General features: G+C 71.0%; 18 protein-coding genes and 1 pseudogene. 11 read left to right on the plus strand and 8 right to left on the minus strand.

What is annotated here, in order from left to right; all coding sequences use genetic code 11:
* Positions 1-243: 243 nt before the first annotated feature.
* From ACFYZ8_RS13215 to ilvA, 5 genes and pseudogenes are all read right to left on the minus strand, one after another.
* Positions 244-375 (minus strand): annotated as a pseudogene (locus ACFYZ8_RS13215) (replication initiator); the annotation flags it as partial.
* A gap of 406 nt (positions 376-781) precedes the next feature.
* Positions 782-1,582 (minus strand): ABC transporter permease, encoded by an 801-nt coding sequence (locus ACFYZ8_RS13220; protein ID WP_388535091.1) that lies wholly within the window; start codon positions 1,580-1,582, stop codon positions 782-784.
* 2 nt (positions 1,583-1,584) lie between these two features.
* Positions 1,585-1,722, minus strand: a complete 138-nt coding sequence (locus tag ACFYZ8_RS13225; RefSeq protein ID WP_359030069.1) for a hypothetical protein — start codon at positions 1,720-1,722, stop codon at positions 1,585-1,587.
* Positions 1,719-2,699: an ATP-binding cassette domain-containing protein gene (locus tag ACFYZ8_RS13230; RefSeq protein WP_388534995.1), complete on the minus strand. Its 981-nt coding sequence runs from the start codon at positions 2,697-2,699 to the stop codon at positions 1,719-1,721. The genes ACFYZ8_RS13225 and ACFYZ8_RS13230 overlap by 4 nt, the downstream gene beginning before the upstream one ends.
* Before the next feature lie 195 nt (positions 2,700-2,894).
* Positions 2,895-4,124 carry a threonine ammonia-lyase gene (gene ilvA / locus ACFYZ8_RS13235; protein ID WP_359030067.1) on the minus strand — a complete coding sequence of 410 codons (1,230 nt, stop codon included), beginning with the start codon at positions 4,122-4,124 and terminating at the stop codon, positions 2,895-2,897.
* Positions 4,125-4,286: 162 nt separating this feature from the next.
* Here ilvA and ACFYZ8_RS13240 point away from each other — a divergent pair, with 162 nt between their 5' ends.
* From ACFYZ8_RS13240 to ACFYZ8_RS13250, 3 genes are all read left to right on the plus strand, one after another.
* Entirely contained in the window at positions 4,287-4,790 is a 504-nt protein-coding gene (locus ACFYZ8_RS13240) for a MarR family transcriptional regulator (RefSeq protein ID WP_359030320.1), read from the plus strand.
* A gap of 150 nt (positions 4,791-4,940) precedes the next feature.
* Positions 4,941-5,444, plus strand: coding sequence for a sigma factor-like helix-turn-helix DNA-binding protein (locus tag ACFYZ8_RS13245; RefSeq protein ID WP_388534999.1), 504 nt, complete (start codon positions 4,941-4,943; stop codon positions 5,442-5,444).
* Between the two features lie 28 nt (positions 5,445-5,472).
* Positions 5,473-5,721 (plus strand): hypothetical protein, encoded by a 249-nt coding sequence (locus ACFYZ8_RS13250; RefSeq protein ID WP_359030065.1) that lies wholly within the window; start codon positions 5,473-5,475, stop codon positions 5,719-5,721.
* Positions 5,722-5,730: 9 nt separating this feature from the next.
* Here ACFYZ8_RS13250 and ACFYZ8_RS13255 read toward each other — a convergent pair whose 3' ends face one another.
* Positions 5,731-6,888, minus strand: a complete 1,158-nt coding sequence (locus tag ACFYZ8_RS13255) for a cystathionine gamma-synthase (protein ID WP_359030064.1) — start codon at positions 6,886-6,888, stop codon at positions 5,731-5,733.
* Between the two features lie 194 nt (positions 6,889-7,082).
* On the opposite strand from ACFYZ8_RS13255, the gene ACFYZ8_RS13260 reads away from it, so the two are divergent.
* The 4 genes from ACFYZ8_RS13260 to ACFYZ8_RS13275 all read left to right on the plus strand — a co-directional run bounded on the left by ACFYZ8_RS13260 (position 7,083) and on the right by ACFYZ8_RS13275 (position 11,083).
* Positions 7,083-8,201: a hypothetical protein gene (locus ACFYZ8_RS13260; RefSeq protein WP_388535002.1), complete on the plus strand. Its 1,119-nt coding sequence runs from the start codon at positions 7,083-7,085 to the stop codon at positions 8,199-8,201.
* Between the two features lie 191 nt (positions 8,202-8,392).
* Positions 8,393-9,058 (plus strand): peptide-methionine (S)-S-oxide reductase MsrA, encoded by a 666-nt coding sequence (gene msrA / locus ACFYZ8_RS13265; protein WP_388535094.1) that lies wholly within the window; start codon positions 8,393-8,395, stop codon positions 9,056-9,058.
* A 267-nt stretch (positions 9,059-9,325) separates the two neighbouring features.
* Positions 9,326-10,039, plus strand: coding sequence for a DUF3472 domain-containing protein (locus ACFYZ8_RS13270; protein WP_388535004.1), 714 nt, complete (start codon positions 9,326-9,328; stop codon positions 10,037-10,039).
* Between the two features lie 126 nt (positions 10,040-10,165).
* On the plus strand, positions 10,166-11,083 hold the full coding sequence (locus ACFYZ8_RS13275; RefSeq protein WP_359030318.1) for a DUF5829 family protein: 918 nt from the start codon (positions 10,166-10,168) through the stop codon (positions 11,081-11,083).
* A 113-nt stretch (positions 11,084-11,196) separates the two neighbouring features.
* On the opposite strand, the gene msrA (ACFYZ8_RS13280) is transcribed toward ACFYZ8_RS13275, so the two are convergent.
* The gene (gene msrA / locus ACFYZ8_RS13280; protein ID WP_359030061.1) at positions 11,197-11,709 is read right to left on the minus strand and encodes a peptide-methionine (S)-S-oxide reductase MsrA; all 513 of its coding nucleotides are present in this window, start codon (positions 11,707-11,709) and stop codon (positions 11,197-11,199) included.
* 168 nt (positions 11,710-11,877) lie between these two features.
* Here msrA (ACFYZ8_RS13280) and ACFYZ8_RS13285 point away from each other — a divergent pair, with 168 nt between their 5' ends.
* Both ACFYZ8_RS13285 and ACFYZ8_RS13290 read left to right on the plus strand, forming a co-directional pair.
* Positions 11,878-12,471 carry a hypothetical protein gene (locus tag ACFYZ8_RS13285; RefSeq protein ID WP_388535005.1) on the plus strand — a complete coding sequence of 198 codons (594 nt, stop codon included), beginning with the start codon at positions 11,878-11,880 and terminating at the stop codon, positions 12,469-12,471.
* Positions 12,472-12,513: 42 nt separating this feature from the next.
* Positions 12,514-13,110, plus strand: a complete 597-nt coding sequence (locus tag ACFYZ8_RS13290; protein WP_359030059.1) for a DUF4291 domain-containing protein — start codon at positions 12,514-12,516, stop codon at positions 13,108-13,110.
* A gap of 241 nt (positions 13,111-13,351) precedes the next feature.
* Here the strand turns inward: ACFYZ8_RS13290 and ACFYZ8_RS13295 are convergent, their stop codons facing one another.
* Complete coding sequence (locus ACFYZ8_RS13295; protein ID WP_388535006.1) at positions 13,352-13,735, minus strand: VOC family protein; 384 nt, start codon at positions 13,733-13,735, stop codon at positions 13,352-13,354.
* Positions 13,736-13,833: 98 nt separating this feature from the next.
* On the opposite strand from ACFYZ8_RS13295, the gene ACFYZ8_RS13300 reads away from it, so the two are divergent.
* The gene (locus ACFYZ8_RS13300; protein WP_388535008.1) at positions 13,834-14,886 is read left to right on the plus strand and encodes an ABC transporter substrate-binding protein; all 1,053 of its coding nucleotides are present in this window, start codon (positions 13,834-13,836) and stop codon (positions 14,884-14,886) included.
* Positions 14,887-14,924: 38 nt separating this feature from the next.
* The gene (locus tag ACFYZ8_RS13305; protein WP_388535011.1) at positions 14,925-15,911 is read left to right on the plus strand and encodes a FecCD family ABC transporter permease; all 987 of its coding nucleotides are present in this window, start codon (positions 14,925-14,927) and stop codon (positions 15,909-15,911) included.
* Positions 15,912-15,951 lie beyond the last annotated feature (40 nt).

Raw genomic sequence — 15,951 nt, forward strand, 5'->3', positions numbered from 1 at the left:
TAGGTGGTGGAGTGGCGGCGTGGTGAAGCCATCAATGCCCGTACGTGGGTGTGAAGACGGATGCATGGATGTCGCTCAGGGTGGTGATGCGGTAGTCGATTCCTGCGCCGGTTTCGGCCGCTCCTTTGGTGACGCAATTGGCCATGTATCCGGCGACCGCCGAATCTGATGGCACGCCACTGCTCGGGGACCGTGGCGAAAGTGGACGCCGCCGCATACGTGACGGCATCTATCAGCAGCTCCTCACCCGCCCAGGACGACCAGGTGCTCACGGAGCTTGGAGCGCGGTATGCCGCCGGCGGAGGCGAGGCGACGCCGTACGGCGGTGGTGAACAGGTTCCACAGTCGCCCGGCGTGCGCGTGCCACAGCACGTGGCCGACGTAGTCCTAGCAGCCGGGCACCGCGGCAGCCCCACCAGGCGGTCATCCTCGCCATGGGTACGGCCGCAACTCAGGGCCTTCCGTGCTCGCAGACCGGTGCATCCCGGCGCGGCCGCCAAGGTCGGCCCTCGATGGCGTCGTGCACCAGGCCGAACGAGGGGCCGTCCGTGGCTCACGGCCTCCAGCACCACGGCCACCGATCCGGACCACTGCGCCATCGACTGGCGGATCGTGCGCAGGTAGTCCGCACGATCCCGGCGCAGGCGTCCTTCCTAGCAGCAGCCAGCCCCAAGCGCTCAACTCCGCAGGAGCCGCGCGCAAGATACGCGGCTCCACCTCATCGGCCCACCGGGTCTCGGCCCCCACCCTTGGGGCGGGGGCCTGTGGGAAACCGGAGCAATCAACCGTCTGCCCGGCGGTACTTGCGGACAGCGAGCGTGCGGAAGATGACAACGATCAGAGCCGAGTAGATCAGCGATGCCCACACTGGGTGCTGCATCGGCCAAGCGCCGGAGTGGGACAGGCCCGGGTCGCCGAAGAGCTGGCGGCATGCCTGCACGGTCGCGCTGAAGGGATTCCACTCTGCGATGTGTCGCAGCCAGGGCGTCATCTGCCCGGAGTCCACGAACGCGTTCGAGATGAACGTCACCGGGAAGAGCCAGATCAATCCCCCTGAGGTTGCCGCCTCTGGGGTGCGCACAGCCAGGCCGATCAAGGCGCCGATCCATGTGAAGGCATAACCGAGAAAAAGCAGCAGGGCGAAGCCTCCCAAGATCTTGCCGAAGTTGGTCGGCTCCACGGAGCCAGGGCGCCAGCCCACGAGCAGCGCGACGACCGCGAGGACGAGCAGCGTCAGGGCTGTCTGCACGAGGTCCGCGACGGTGCGACCGGTCAGCACCGCACCGCGCGCCATCGGCAACGAGCGGAAACGGTCTATGAGGCCCTTGTGCATGTCGTCTGCGATACCGGCACCCGCGCCCGCCGTGGCGAAGGTGACCGTCTGCGCGAAGATGCCCGCCATCAAAAAGTTCTTGTAGACCTGCGGATCTGTGGTGTCACCGATCTTCATCGAGCCACCGAAGACGTAGGTGAAGAGCACCACGAACATCACTGGCTGGATCAGCCCGAACAGAACCATCTCAGGAATCCGGGACATCCGAATCAAGTTCCGCCGGGCCATGACCAGGGAATCGCTCATCATGCTCACTTCGCCTGCTCCTTCCCAACGCTCACGTGCAGTCGGATCAGGTTGCGCTTGGCGACGACCAGCGAGTCCCGGACGGACTGGCTGAGGGGGTTGCCGGGAGCCGCGACCCGCGCGGTGTCGGTGAGGGCGCTCACTTGGCGGTCTCCTTCTTGTCGGTCTCCTGGTCCTTGGCCTCGGCCACGTGTCCCGTCAGGGACAGGAAGACGTCGTCGAGGGTGGGGCGGCGCAGTCCGATGTCGTCTATCTCGATGCCGCGGGTGTCGAGTTCGCGGATGACCTCGGCGAGCAGCTTGGCGCCGCCGGTGACGGGCACGGTGAGTTTGCGCATGTGGTCCTCGACCGTGGTGTCGCCCTTGCCGAAGCCGCGCAGGATCTCGGATGCGGCCTGGATGTGCTCGCGTTCGTGCACGACGACCTCGACGCGCTCGCCGCCGGTGCGGGCCTTGAGCTGGTCGGAGGTGCCCGTGGCGATGACATGGCCGTGGTCGACGACGGCGATGTCGTGGGCGAGGTGGTCGGCCTCCTCCAGGTACTGGGTGGTCAGCAGGAGGGTCGTGCCCCCGGAGACGAGTTGTTTGATGACCTCCCACAGCAGTTGGCGGTTGCGGGGGTCGAGGCCGGTCGTGGGCTCGTCCATGAACATCACGGGCGGGGAGACCACGAGGGCGGCCGCGAGGTCCAGACGGCGGCGCATGCCCCCGGAGTAGGTCTTGGTGGGGCGGTCGGCCGCGTCGGCGAGGTCGAACTGCTCCAGCAGCTCGATCGCGCGGGCCTTCGCCTGCTTGGCCTTCATCTGGTAGAGCTGGCCGACCATCTGGAGGTTCTCGCGGCCGGTGAGGTATTCGTCGACCGCGGCGAACTGGCCGGAGAGGCCGATGGAGCGCCGTACGGCGTCGGGGTGCTTGAGGACGTCGATGCCGGCGACGACGGCGGAGCCGCGGTCCGGCTTGAGCAGGGTCGTCAGGCAGCGGACGGTTGTCGTCTTGCCCGCGCCGTTCGGTCCCAGGAGGCCGAGGACGGTGCCTTCCGGGACATCGAGGTCGACGCCGTCCAGAGCCTTTACGTCTCCGAAGGTCTTGACCAGGCCTTCGGCATAGATGGCGCCTGGCATATCAGTCTCCACGTCGTCGGGGATTCTTGGGAAAGCCTAGGTTTGTGCGGTTTCCTCCGCCCGTTCCTTTTCTCTTCCGCGGGCGGCGTGAGCGGGGTCACGAGACACACCATAACGCGATGTATCGCGTCTCTCAATGGACTTGCCCGAAAGAGTGACGCCGGTGTCCTGAAGGGTTCCGGAGGGGTCCTGACCTCAGTCGATGACCGTGTAGCCCGCCTCGCGCAGGGCGCGGCCGACCTCGGCGCAGTGCTCGGGCCCCTTCGTCTCCAGGTGCAGCTCGACCTCCGCCTCCGCGAGCCCGAGCCGTGGATCGGTCCGGACGTGGCTCACGTCCAGGACATTAGCGTCGACCACTGACAACACCCCGAGGAGCGTCGCGAGGGCCCCGGGCCGGTCCGTCAGCCGGAGCCGTACGGCCAGGTAGCGGCCCTGCGCGGACATGCCGTGGCGCAGGACCCGCTGCAGCAGGACCGGGTCCACATTGCCGCCGGACAGCACGGCCACGACCGGCCCCTCGAAGGCACCCGGGTCGCTCAGCAGCGCGGCGACCGGGCTCGCCCCGGCCGGCTCGACGACCAGCTTGGCCCGCTCCAGGCACAGCAGCAGCGCGGCGGACAGCTCGTCCTCCGTCACCGTACGGACCTCGTCCACGAGCTCGCCCACGATCCCGAACGGCACGTCCCCGGGCCGCCCCACCTTCATCCCGTCGGCCATCGTCGCCGGGTTCTCGATCGACACCGGGCGCCCCGCCGCCAGCGAGGGCGGGTACGCGGCCGCGCCCGCCGCCTGCACGCCCACGATCCGCACGTCCGGCCGCAGCGACTTCACGGCGATCGCGACACCGGCCGCGAGTCCGCCACCGCCGATCCCGAGGACGACCGTGCGCACCTCCGGGCACTGCTCCAGGATCTCCAGGCCGACCGTGCCCTGGCCCGCAATGACGTCCGGATGGTCGAAGGGGTGGATGAACACCGCGCCCGTCTCGGCCGCGTACTCCTGCGCCGCGGCCAGCGTCTCGTCGACCACCTGACCGTGCAGGCGCACCTCGGCGCCGTAGTGCCGGGTGGCGCTGATCTTCGGCAGCGGGGCGCCCTTGGGCATGAAGACCGTGGAGCGCACACCGAGCAGGGTGGAGGCCAGCGCGACACCCTGCGCGTGGTTTCCGGCGCTCGCGGCCACCACACCCGCGGCCCGCTCCTCGGGCATCAGCCCGGCGATGCGGACGTAGGCGCCGCGGAGCTTGAAGGAACCCGTCCGCTGGAGGTTCTCGCACTTGAAGTGCACCGGCGCGCCGACCAGCTGGGTCAGGTGGCGGCTGCCCTCCATCGCGGTCGTCCGCGCCACGCCCGACAGCATCTTCTGCGCGCCGCGCACGTCGTCGAGCGTCACCGGCGGCACGGGGTGGGCCTTGCGGTAGTTCATGACGCAAGTCTCGCAGTTCACACGTGCGTGCTCGCGCTGTGACCAACGTCCGAGACGGGTTTGCGCAGCGCCGGTACGGCGTGACCCCGGGCCGCGTACCCTGTCCCCCAACCTTGCAGCCCTTCATGAAGTGAGCCCCCGGCCATGCCCACAACACCTGAAATGTCGATGGACATGACGACCGTCGGTGACACCGGTCTCCTCGACACCCTGCAGCACGAGGTGGCGGTCTTCGCCCGTCGTGCCGAACAGACCCGGCTCGGCGGGGTGGGGCAGGTGCGCAACTCCATGGACCGCGCCGCGTACCTGCTGCTCAACCGGCTCGACAAGGAAGGCCCGATGGGCGTCAAGGCGCTCGCGGCGAGCATGGGTATCGACTCGTCGACGGTCACCCGGCAGGTGGCGCCGCTCGTCGACACGGGCCTGGTCAAGCGCACCTCGCACCCCGAGGACGGGCGCGCGGTGGTCCTCCAGCTGTCTCCGCGCGGGCAGTCCCGGCTGGAGGAAGTGCGCTCCTCGCGGCGTCAGTTGATGGCCGAGCTGACACACGACTGGGCGCCGGAGGAGCGCGAGGCGTTCTGCACGCTCCTGACGCGCTTCAACACCGCGCTCTCCTCCCGGATGGCCGCCCAGGGCGTTCCGGGTCCGGAGGCGCAGCCCTCCTAGGCACGCGCGTGGGTGCTGCCTCACCCCTTGACCGGACGGCCGCGCCGGGCCTCATATGAGATCGGGTCCTTCGGGGCCCCGGCCCTTCGAGACCGGGTCCTCGTGGTCGTACGAAGCCGTCGTACGGCCATCCGCGGACGGGGAGGTGCGGTGCGGCAACGGCAGCTGTCCCAGGGCACACGTCGGGCCCGGGAATTCGAGGCGTTCGTCGCGGGCGCCGCCGGACGGCTGCTGCATGCCGCGACGCTCCTGACGGCGGAGTCCCCGGACGACAACCCGCGCGCGCGGCGCCTGCTGACGCTGGCGCTCGCCCACACGTACGCGTGCTGGGACCGGCTGCGCGGCGAGGACCCCTACGACCGAACCCGCCAGTACCTCGCGCTGCGCTTCGCGCACGGGGCGTGGCGCCGCCACGGCCTGCTGCTCCGCGGCCGTACGCACCCTTCCGGCCCGCTGGCCCGGCTGGCCCCGCAGGAGCGGCTGATCCTGGTGCTGCGCCTGTACGAGGGCGTGGCCGAGGAACAGGCGGCGGCCCTGCTCGGCCTGCCCGCGGAGCGCGTCCGCACGATCTGCGACCGGGCGACGGCCGGCCTGCTGCACCCGCCGCGCGGGCCCGCACCGGCGGTCGTGGGGGCGAAGGTGGCGGCGTCATGAGAGGGCCGACCTGCTCCGGGAGGTGCGCGTGAACCGGACCCAGCGCGAGACCGTCGTGCGCCGGCTCATGGAGCAGGGGACGCCGCAGGTACCGGCGGACCTGTACGGGGAGGCCGTGCGGCGCGGGTCGCGCATGCTGCGGCGCAGAGTGGCGGCGCGCCGGCTCATGTGGCTGGTGCTGTTCGCCGCGAGTGTGGCGTTCGTGGTGTGGGCGCTGACCGCGCGCCCGTGGGTGGAGCCGCCGTCCACGACGACTCCACCGATGACGGGCTGGTGAGGCTGCCGCCTACTTGGCCAGCGCCTGCTGGAGGTCCTCCAGCAGGTCGTCGACGTTCTCGATGCCCACGGACAGGCGTACGAGGTCGGCGGGGACCTCAAGGGCGGAGCCCGCCACGGAGGCGTGCGTCATCCGGCCGGGGTGCTCGATCAGCGACTCGACACCGCCCAGGGACTCGCCCAGGGTGAAGATCCTGGCGCGGTTGCAGACCTCGACGGCCGCTTCCTCGCCGCCCTCCACGCGGAAGGACACCATGCCGCCGAAGGACCGCATCTGCTTGGCCGCGACCTCGTGGCCGGGGTGCTCCTCCAGGCCCGGGTAGAGGACCTGCGTCACGCGCGCGTGCCGGGTCAGCATGTCGGCGATCTTCGTGGCGTTCTCGCTGTGCCGGTCCATGCGCACCGACAGCGTCTTGGCGCCGCGCAGCACCAGCCAGGAGTCGAAGGGCCCGGCGACCGCGCCCATCGCGTTCTGGTGGTACGCCAGCTCCTCGCCGAGCGCCTCGTCGGCGGTGACCAGGGCGCCGCCCACGACGTCGGAGTGGCCGCCCATGTACTTGGTCAGGGAGTGCACGACGACGTCGGCGCCGAGCGACAGCGGCTGCTGGAGGTAGGGCGTGGCGAAGGTGTTGTCGACGACGAGCCTGGCGCCCGCGTCCCGGGAGACCTGGGCGACGGCGGCGATGTCGGTGATGCCGAGCAGCGGGTTGGAGGGGGTCTCCACCCACACGGCCTTGGTCTTCGGGGTGATGGCGGCCCGTACGGCGGCCGGGTCGCTGGTGTCGGCGACCGACCACTCCACGCCCCAGCGGGCGACGACCTTGGCGAAGAGGCGGAACGTGCCGCCGTACGCGTCATTGGGGATGACCACGTGGTCGCCGGGGCTGAGCAGCGTGCGCAGCAGGCAGTCCTCGGCCGCCAGTCCGGACGCGAACGCGAGGCCCCGGCGGCCGCCTTCGAGGGCGGCGAGGTTCTCCTCCAGGGCGGTGCGGGTCGGGTTGCCGCTGCGGCTGTACTCGTAGCCGCCTCGCAGACCGCCCACGCCGTCCTGCTTGTAGGTCGACACCTGGTAGATCGGCGGGACCACCGCGCCGGTGAGGGGGTCCGCGGTGTTGCCCGCGTGGATCGCGAGGGTCTCGAAGTGCTGACTGATGTGCCTGTCGCTCATGGGCTCCGAGGGTAGTCCGCCCGGGAGGACGATGACGGACACCGGGCTCCGCACAGCCGGACGGCAGGGTTTTCCCCAGGCGTTCGGGCGGTCCCGGAACGTTTTCCACAGGGCGTTCGGGCCGGTCCGGGGAGTTTTCCACAGGGCTCGGACCGGGTTGGGCAATTGTCGGCGCCGTCTGGAACTCTTGGGGCATGGAGATTCTCTGGGTCCTGACGGCGGCGCTGCTGCTGAGCTTCGTGCTGCTCCCGTTCCTGCGACGCAGGCGGGGCGGGATCGAGCAGGTCCCGGCGGGCCACCCGGACGCCGCGGACCCGGCGGACTACGGCTTCGTACGGCAGGAGGAGCTGGACGTCCGGATGCCCGGCCCCGACCAGGACCTGCTGGACGTCCTGGACCTGGTGCAGCGCACACAGGACTACAAGGCGGCCTCCCAACTCCTCGCCGGCACCGAGCGGGAGGGCGAGGCGCGCTGGCAGCGTGTGCAGGCCTTCGCCGGGGCCGCCTCGCTGGAGCTGAAGCAGCGGCCGGGCGGCGTCAGCGAGGCGCCGGGCGGGCAGTGGCTGCGGGTGTGGCGGGCCGAGCAGCCCAAGGACGCGGGCGGTGCGGCCGTGCACGCGGAGTTCCTGGTGCAGCAGGCGTGGCGGACCTCGACACCGGGCACGGACGAGTTCCGGATCATCATGGAGGAGGCGAAGGCGGCCTGCGGCGAGGCGGCGCTGCTGGCCCCCGGCGACCCGGTCCCGTACCTCGTCGAGCTCTCCGTCGCGCGCGGACTGGCCTATTCGCAGGCAGAGTTCGAGCAGCTGTGGCTGAAGATCCTGGACCGCGCCCCGAACCACATGGGGGCGCATCTGGCCGCGCTGCACTACTGGTGCGAGAAGTGGCACGGCTCGCGGGAGCTGGCGTACAGCTTCGCGGAGGCGGCGGCCGCCCGGGCCCCGCAGGGCTCGCTGCTCGCCGCGATGCCGTTGTTCGCCGTCTTCGAGCACCTGCCCGAGGTGAACCTGGTCAGCGGCTTCTACCGCAGCGAGGTCGTGACCAGGGCGATCCACGGCGCGCTGCACGCGGTGCACTCGGCCCGCGCCGACGACCCGATGCTGGCCCACGTCCGCCATCTGCTGGTCTTCTTCCTGGTGCGCGGCGAACGCTGGTCGGAGGCCATGAGCCAGCTCGTCCACATCGACGGCCACGTCGGCGCCCTGCCGTGGACCCTGTCCGCCGACCCGGCCGCGGAGTTCGCGATATACCGGGCGCTGGCGGTGGCGGGGTACGAGGCGAACGGGGGGAGCCCGGCGACGCTGGCGCAGTGACCGCGCGGGTGCGGCAACCGCGGCTCACGTCGAGGCGCGGACCCCGTGTCCGGTCGGACACGGCCGCCGGACCACCCGGTGCTGCCGGATCCTCGCCGGAATGCCGCCCCGCGCGAAAGCGTTGTCCCCGGTTCCGCCCCTCATCCCTTGGTGACACCTGGGTGACACGCACGAACGAAGGAGCCCGCGTCATGCTGTTCGGCCGTACGCCTGTCCTGCCCACCCCCGAGCAGGCGCTGAAGGGCCGCTCCGAGCCGCCGTTCGCGGTCCCCGCCCGCCACACCGTCCTCGGCACCCCGCTGCTCGGCCCCTACCCCGAGGGCTACCGGACCGCCGACTTCGGCCTGGGCTGTTTCTGGGGTGCCGAGCGCACGTTCTGGCAGCTTCCGGCGGGGGTCTGGACGACCCTGGTCGGCTACCAGGGCGGCCACACCGAGAACCCCATGTACGAGGAGGTCTGCTCGGGCCTCACCGGCCACACCGAGGCGGTCCGTGTGGTCTTCGACCCGGCCCTCATCTCGTACGAACGCCTCCTGAAGACCTTCTGGGAGTCCCACGACCCCACCCAGGGCTTCCGCCAGGGCAACGACGTCGGCACCCAGTACCGCTCGGCGATCTACACCCACACCCCCGAGCAGGCAGCGGCGGCCGAGGCCTCCCGCGCCGCCTACCAGCGGGTCCTCACGGCCTCGGGCCACCGCACGATCACCACCGAGATCCTGCCCGCGCAGGGCCGTCCCTTCTATCCGGCGGAGGGCCACCACCAGCAGTACCTCGACAAGAACCCGGCGGGCTACTGCGGGATCGGCGGGACGGGGGTGTCCTGCCCGGTCGGTGTGGCCGGGGCCGGGGGCTGATGCCGCCGGGTAAGGCGCGGGGCGTACGCACGCGGAGGGCGTGACAGGAGGTCGTGCGTTCTCGGGCAGTGCGCCCCAGCGCCGGGCAACGATCCCTCACGCCCCTTCTGGATGCCGCCCTCCACCTCCACTCTGGGGCATCGGCCACCGCGGGTGGCCGCGATGGGGGGACGGATGCACCACACAAAAGGACGTCTTCGCGGTCGGCGGGCTGGGCTCTGCGGCAGGCTTCTGGGCCTGGTCACCGCCGTCTGCACGGTGGTCGTGATGAGTACCGCGCCGGCACAGGCCGGGCAGCACCAGGACGCCAACGCATACGCGCGGTGGGACTTCCACGGCGCCGAGGGGTTCTGGAACATCGACCAGCGCGTGCAGATCACACGCAAGGCGCACCACTCGTACTGGGCGATGCTGTGGGACTTCACGGCCACGCCGGGCAAGGGCGGGTACATGGGCTTGCAGACCAACGGCACGCGCTTCAACCACACGACCGGCGAGACCGCGATCTTCTCGCTGTGGAACGCCAACGGCAGCAGGGGAGGCCACTGCGGATCCTTCGGCGGCGAGGGGACCGGCCTCAGCTGCCGGATCCCGTACGCCATCGACCGGCAGACCGACTACCGCCTGCGTGTATGGCGGCTGGCGGCCGACTCCGGGGGCCAGTGGTGGGGCGCCTGGGTGCGGAACATGAAGACCGGCGTCGACACGCCCATCGGAAGTCTCCGCGTGCCGGGCGGTCAGCGGTTGCTGGGCACACCGTCCAACTTCAGCGAGTACTACGGCGACGCCGTCCCCTGCAACCGGGTCCCGCTGTCGGTCGCGTACTTCACGCAGCCCGCGGCCAATGCCCAGGGAGGCGGCCGGTACCAGTACACCTCGACGTACGGGTCCTCGAGCCGGGGCGCCTGCACCGGCGGCTCGGTGACCCTGGTGGATCTCGGGTGGACCAAGGCGGCCAAGGTGACCCTCGGCGGACCGTGACCCGGATCATGAGCCCGGGAGCCGCTGCGGCCAAGTGTCAAGCATTTCCACCTCGTTGGAAATGAATCGTGGCGGCCGGCTGCCCGTCCTACGATCGCGGGCATGCTGATGCATCGGACATTACGGATGATCGTCGTGCTGGTTCTGACCGCCGTCGGAGCGCTCGGGGGTGCGATGGGAACAGCGCAGGCCGAGGACGGCGGGACCTCGGGCGACCGGCAGTTGTTGTTCTACAACCACTCCTACGGGGTTTTCGACCGGGAGACCGCCGACGCCATCGAACACTCCGACTACCTGAGGGACTTCGCCAACTTCGTGGTGCGCACGACCACCGGTACCGGTGGGCAGACCTGGACCGGCCGTTACCTGATGGGCCGCGAGACCTACCTGGAACTGTTCGGAGTCGGTGACGTCTCCGGCCAGGACGGCACCCTCGGCTCCGCCGGGCTGGGCCTGTCGACCGAACGGGACGGCGACCTGGCGACGGTCACCGAGCGGCTGAAGAGCGAGGGAGTCACTCCGGTCGAGTTCCTCCAGACCCGGGACTTCGGTGACGGTGTTCCCGTGCCGTGGTTCGACGCCATCCTCACCGCCACCGAGTACGACGCCTTCGGAGCCTGGGCGATGGAGTACCGGCCGGAGTACTTCGCCGATCCTCGCAGCAAGACCGAACCGCCGAGCTTCCCCGGTGACGTCGGCAGGGAACGCGTGCTCTCCGACGACTACAGCACCCACCTGATGCGAGACGTGACCGCTGTCCGCATCGCCGTGACCGAGGGCGATCTCGCCGACACCGTGCCGCTGTTGCGGGCCGGCGGGTTCGCCGTCAAGAACGGGGCGGGCGGTGGCGTCGTCGCGCAGGGCGGCGGCACCACGATCCGCTTCGACGTCGTCCCGCGCGAACGGGCCGGGATGCGGCGGGTCGAGATGTCCCTCAACCGGCCCGTGAAGGACCGGCACGTGGAGCAGATCGGCAACTCGACCCTCACCGTCGGCCCGGGCAGCCGTGCCGTGTGGACGTTCGCCGAGAACGGCACACGGTAGACGTACGCAGACAGACGTAGGTGACAGTGGGTGCGTCCCGACGAGGGGCGCACCCACATTCCTGCGTAGGGCGACGGGGCTTCCGGGCTGCGGAGCGGAGCCCCTGCCGCGGTCTAGCCCTCGGTGCGGGAGGGCAGGCGCCAGTTCGGGCGGGGGAAGTGGCAGGTGTAGCCGTCCGGGTAGCGCTGGAGGTAGTCCTGGTGCTCGGGCTCGGCCTCCCAGAAGGGGCCGACCGGCTCCACCTCGGTGACGACCTTGCCGGGCCACAGGCCGGAGGCGTCCACGTCCGCGATGGTGTCCTCGGCGATCCGCTTCTGCTCGTCGTCGACGTAGTAGATCGCCGAGCGGTAGCTGAGGCCGATGTCGTTGCCCTGGCGGTTCTTGGTGCTCGGGTCGTGGATCTGGAAGAAGAACTCCAGGAGCGCGCGGTAGTCGGTCTTCTCGGGGTCGAAGAGGATCTCGATGGCCTCCGCGTGCGTGCCGTGGTTGCGGTACGTCGCGTTCGGCACGTCACCCCCGGTGTATCCCACCCGGGTCGCCGTCACGCCCGGAAGCCGGCGGATCAGTTCCTCCATGCCCCAGAAGCATCCGCCCGCCAACACGGCCCTCTGTGTCTGCGCGGCCATCACGGCCCTCCCTGTCTGTCGGCTCGGTCATTCGGGCGGGCCACTCTGCTCGTACTTCACCGGCATCCTGTACCCACCCCCCTCAACGCACGAGGGTTCCGGACGATTCCGGGCCCCTCCGGCCGGCCCGGTCGCCGGCCTGCCGGGCGGACCGTGGACCATGGCGAGGTGACAGGACTCTCGCCGTATCAGCAGAACCTGCGCGACCGGTTGCTCGCGGTGCCCGTGGTCCCCGCGCCCGCTCCCTGGCAGCCGGTCTTCGAGAGCTGCGCCGCCGTCGGCGGACTTCTCGGCATCGGGTTCGCGACGCACCCCGGCACCGGCGACGACCTGGTGATGGTCGTCTCCACCGCCGGCCACGGTCTCTTCGACGCCGTCACCGGTGAGCGGCTCGCCCGGGACGCGGACCCCGATCCCGAGACCAGCACGCCGGACGCGGCCGCGGATCTGACCTGCCCGGGCCTCGGACCGATCGCCGGCAGCAGGGTGCACATCGCCGGGCTGTACGGCGGCGGGCTCCACTCCACGGCTACCGGCGGCTGGCATGTGGAGGCCGTCTCCCCGGCCTGGCCGAACGACCGTGTCCTGCTCTCCCGCGGCAGCGGCATGCCTCACCCCGAGCCGCACGGCGAGGGTTGGTGGCACATCTTCCACTCCTGCTACTCCGAGCTCCGGGCGGTCGGCTTCTCCCCCTCCGGCCGCACCCTCGCCGTCGCGACGAGCAGCGACGTGACCCTGTGGACCCGTACGCCGCGTCCGTAATTCGCTGGCCGGGGACTCCGCTTCCGCCCCACCCTGTACTCCATGCAAGAACCGCAACAACGCGGGATCCGCGCCCTCCACACCGCGTCCACGATCACCGTCTACCAGGCGTACTCACCGGAGATCGGCCTGCCCGCCGCCCGCGACGGCCGTTTTCCGGCCGGGTGGAAGCGGGACCGGATGACCTGGATCAAGCCGTCGTTCCTGTGGATGATGTACCGCTGCGGCTGGGGCACGAAGGAGGGCCAGGAGACCGTCCTTGCGGTCGAGATCAGCCGGGACGGCTTCGCCTGGGCGCTGCGCAACGCCTGCCTCTCCCACTACTCCCCCGGCCTCCACGCCGACCGGGCCGACTGGAAGCGCCGGTTGCGTCGGTCGCCGGCCCGGGTCCAGTGGGACCCCGAGCGGGACCTGCGTCTCCAGCCGCTCCCCTACCGGTCCCTGCAACTCGGTCTGTCCGGCGAGGCGGTCGCGCGGTACGCGGACGACTGGATCGTCTCCGTCAGCGACGTGACTCCGCTGGCTCACGAGATCCACGCCCTCGTACGCGCCGGCGACCTGGCCTCCGCGGCCGAACTGCTCCCCCGGGAACGCCCCTACCCGACCGAGCCGGGCCTCCTGGACCAGGTGTGCCGATGACGTCCACCGTCGGCCCCGGGCACCTCTCCGCACTGGAGGAGTACGCCGTCGTACTGGAGCGGGTACAACGCGGCGGCGGCTGACCCTGGTCCACGAGGACGAGCACGGCCGCCCCTAGACGTACACGCACCTCTACGCGGATCACCGGCACTGGCGACCCTGCCGTCGCCGACGACGTACCCGAACGCGTCCGGCCTCTGAACACGGCCCGCCGACGCCCCCCACGCCTCCCCGAGAGACCTCAGCCCCCGCTGCCGTAAGGCCGCGTCAAAATCTCCAGGCGGTGGCCGTCCGGGTCGTCGAAGTAGACGCCACGGCCTCCGTCGTTGCGGTTGATCTCGCCGGGGCGGTGGTGGAAGGGGTCCGCCCAGTACGTCAGTCCGGCCCGCTCGATACGGGCGAAGACGGTGTCGAACTCGGCCTCGGAGACCAGGAACGCGTAGTGCTGGGGCGTGATCGCGCCGGGTGTGTCCATGTAGTCGAGGGTGACGCCGTTGGGGATCTCGACCGGGACGAAGGGGCCGTACTGCGGGCTCACGTCCAGTCCCAGGATGTCGGCCAGGAAGCGGGCCGAGGCGTGCTTGTCGTGTGCGGCGACGATGGTGTGGTTCAGCTGAACGGTCATCGTGCGGGCCTCCTCGTGTCGACCCTACTCCCCGACCGGTTAAGGTAAGCCTTGCCTTAGAAAAACTCGTACTTCCGTCAGTGCATCCCGGAGTAGTCGTGCGTACAGCAGCAGTGCGGGCCGTCCTCGCCCCGATCGTCGTCGGGGGGCTGCTCGCCGGCTGCTCGTCGTCGGACACCGGCGGGACCGCGCGGAAGGCCGAACGAAACCCCGTGCTGGGCGCCTCCGAGGGAAGCTCCGAGGGCCCCTCCGCCGCCCCCGGCACCCTCGCCGACGGCATGGGCTCCGACCAGGACACCGACGGGACCTTCCCGCGCACCGTCACGCACTTCAAGGGCAGGACGACCGTCGAGGCCGCGCCGAAGAGGATCGCCGTGCTCAGCACCGGGCAACTGGACGACCTGCTGTCCCTGGGGATCGTTCCCACGGCCACCACCCGCGCCGGCAACGCCGGACTCGTGCCCGGCTATCTCGCGGACGCCTTCCCGGCGTACAAGAAGCAGCTCGCGGACATGACCGACGCGGGCACGCGCCAGGCCCCCAACCTGGAGACCCTGGCCGCCGACAAGCCGGACCTCATCCTCGCCAACGACTCCCTCGGCGACCTCTACCCCAAGCTGTCGAAGATCGCGCCCACCGTGATCACCGCGGGCAACGGCATCAACTGGAAGCGGGACCTGCTGCTCGTCGGCGACGCGGTGGGCAAGGGCGAGGCGGCGCGGAAGCTGCTGGACGGCATCGGCGCCGACGCCAGGGAGAAGGGTGCCGGTATCGAGGGCGACCCGGCCGTGTCCATGGTGCGCTTCACGCCCGACCGCACCCGGATGTTCGGCGTCTCCTCCTTCACCGGGTCCATCGCCGTCGACATGGGGCTGTCGCGCCCCAAGTCCCAGCAGTTCAAGGCCATTTCGGAGGACATCGGCGCGGAGAGCATCGACACCGCCGACGGGGACTGGATCTTCTACTCCGTGCAGGGTGACCCGTCGAAGACGGACGCGGCGAGCGTGGTGGCCGGGCCGCTGTGGAAGTCGATGAAGGCGGTCGGGGCCGGACATGCCGTGAAGGTCGACGACGACCCCTGGTACCTCAACGCCGGGCCGACCGCCGCACGGCTGGTGATCTCGGAGCTCGCCGAGAACCTCGGCACGTGAGCCGAGAGTCTCGGGCAGTGAGCCGAGGGTCTCGGCAAGTGGTACGCCGTCTCGCCTGGCCGGCGGCGCTCCTCGCGGTGGCCGCCGCCGCGCTGCTCAGCCTCGCGGTCGGTACGCGCGCGGTGCCGCTGTCCGCCGTCGCGGACGCCCTGCTGCACGGTGGTGGGTCCCCGGACGCGCTCGTCGTACGGTCCCTGCGCGTGCCGCGGACCGAGATCGGGCTCACCGCCGGGGCCGCCCTCGGGGTCGCGGGTGCCGCTCTCCAGGCCGTGACGCGCAATCCGCTCGCCGATCCCGGCATCCTCGGACTGAGCCAGGGAGCGGCCGCGGGGGTCGTGCTCGCCATCGGCCTCGGGTTCGCGAACGGCTTCGCCGGGTACGTCTGGTACGCCTTCGCGGGTGCCGTGCTCGCCGCCTGTCTCGTGTACGCGATCGCGTCCCGGGGCCGGGGCGGGGCGTCGCCGGTGAAGCTGGCGCTCGCGGGGACGGCACTGTCGGCGATGACCGCCGGGGGCACGACCGTCGTGCTGACGTCGAGTTCGGCGACCCTCGACCAGTTCCGGTTCTGGCAGGTGGGGTCCCTGAGCGGACGCGAGGCCGGGACCGTCGTACACATGCTGCCGTTCCTCGTCGCCGGGGCGCTGCTCGTGCTGGTCTGTGCCCGGGGGCTGGACGCGCTGGCCCTCGGGGACGAGACGGCTCGGGCGCTGGGGCATCGGGTCGCTCTGGTGCGGGGGGCCGCGGCGCTGGGAGCCGCGCTGCTGACCGCGGCGGCGGTGGCCGCGGCGGGGCCGATCGCGTTCGTCGGGCTCGCGGTGCCGCATCTGGCGCGACGGCTCGTCGCGGGCGGGCATCGGGCGGTGCTGCCGCTGTCGGCGCTGCTCGGGGCCGGGTTGCTGGTGGGGGCGGATGTGGCGGGGCGGCTGGTGCGGGCTCCCGCGGAGGTGCCGGCCGGGGTCATGACGGCGCTGGTGGGGGTGCCTGTGCTGGTGGTTCTGGTACGGCGGCGGGGGGCTGTGTCGTGAGGGGTGCTCGGCGTGGGGACCGGGCGGGGGGCGTTGTCGC

Origin of the sequence: Streptomyces sp. NPDC001668 (assembly GCF_042893155.1) — a bacterium.
GTDB lineage: Bacteria > Actinomycetota > Actinomycetes > Streptomycetales > Streptomycetaceae > Streptomyces.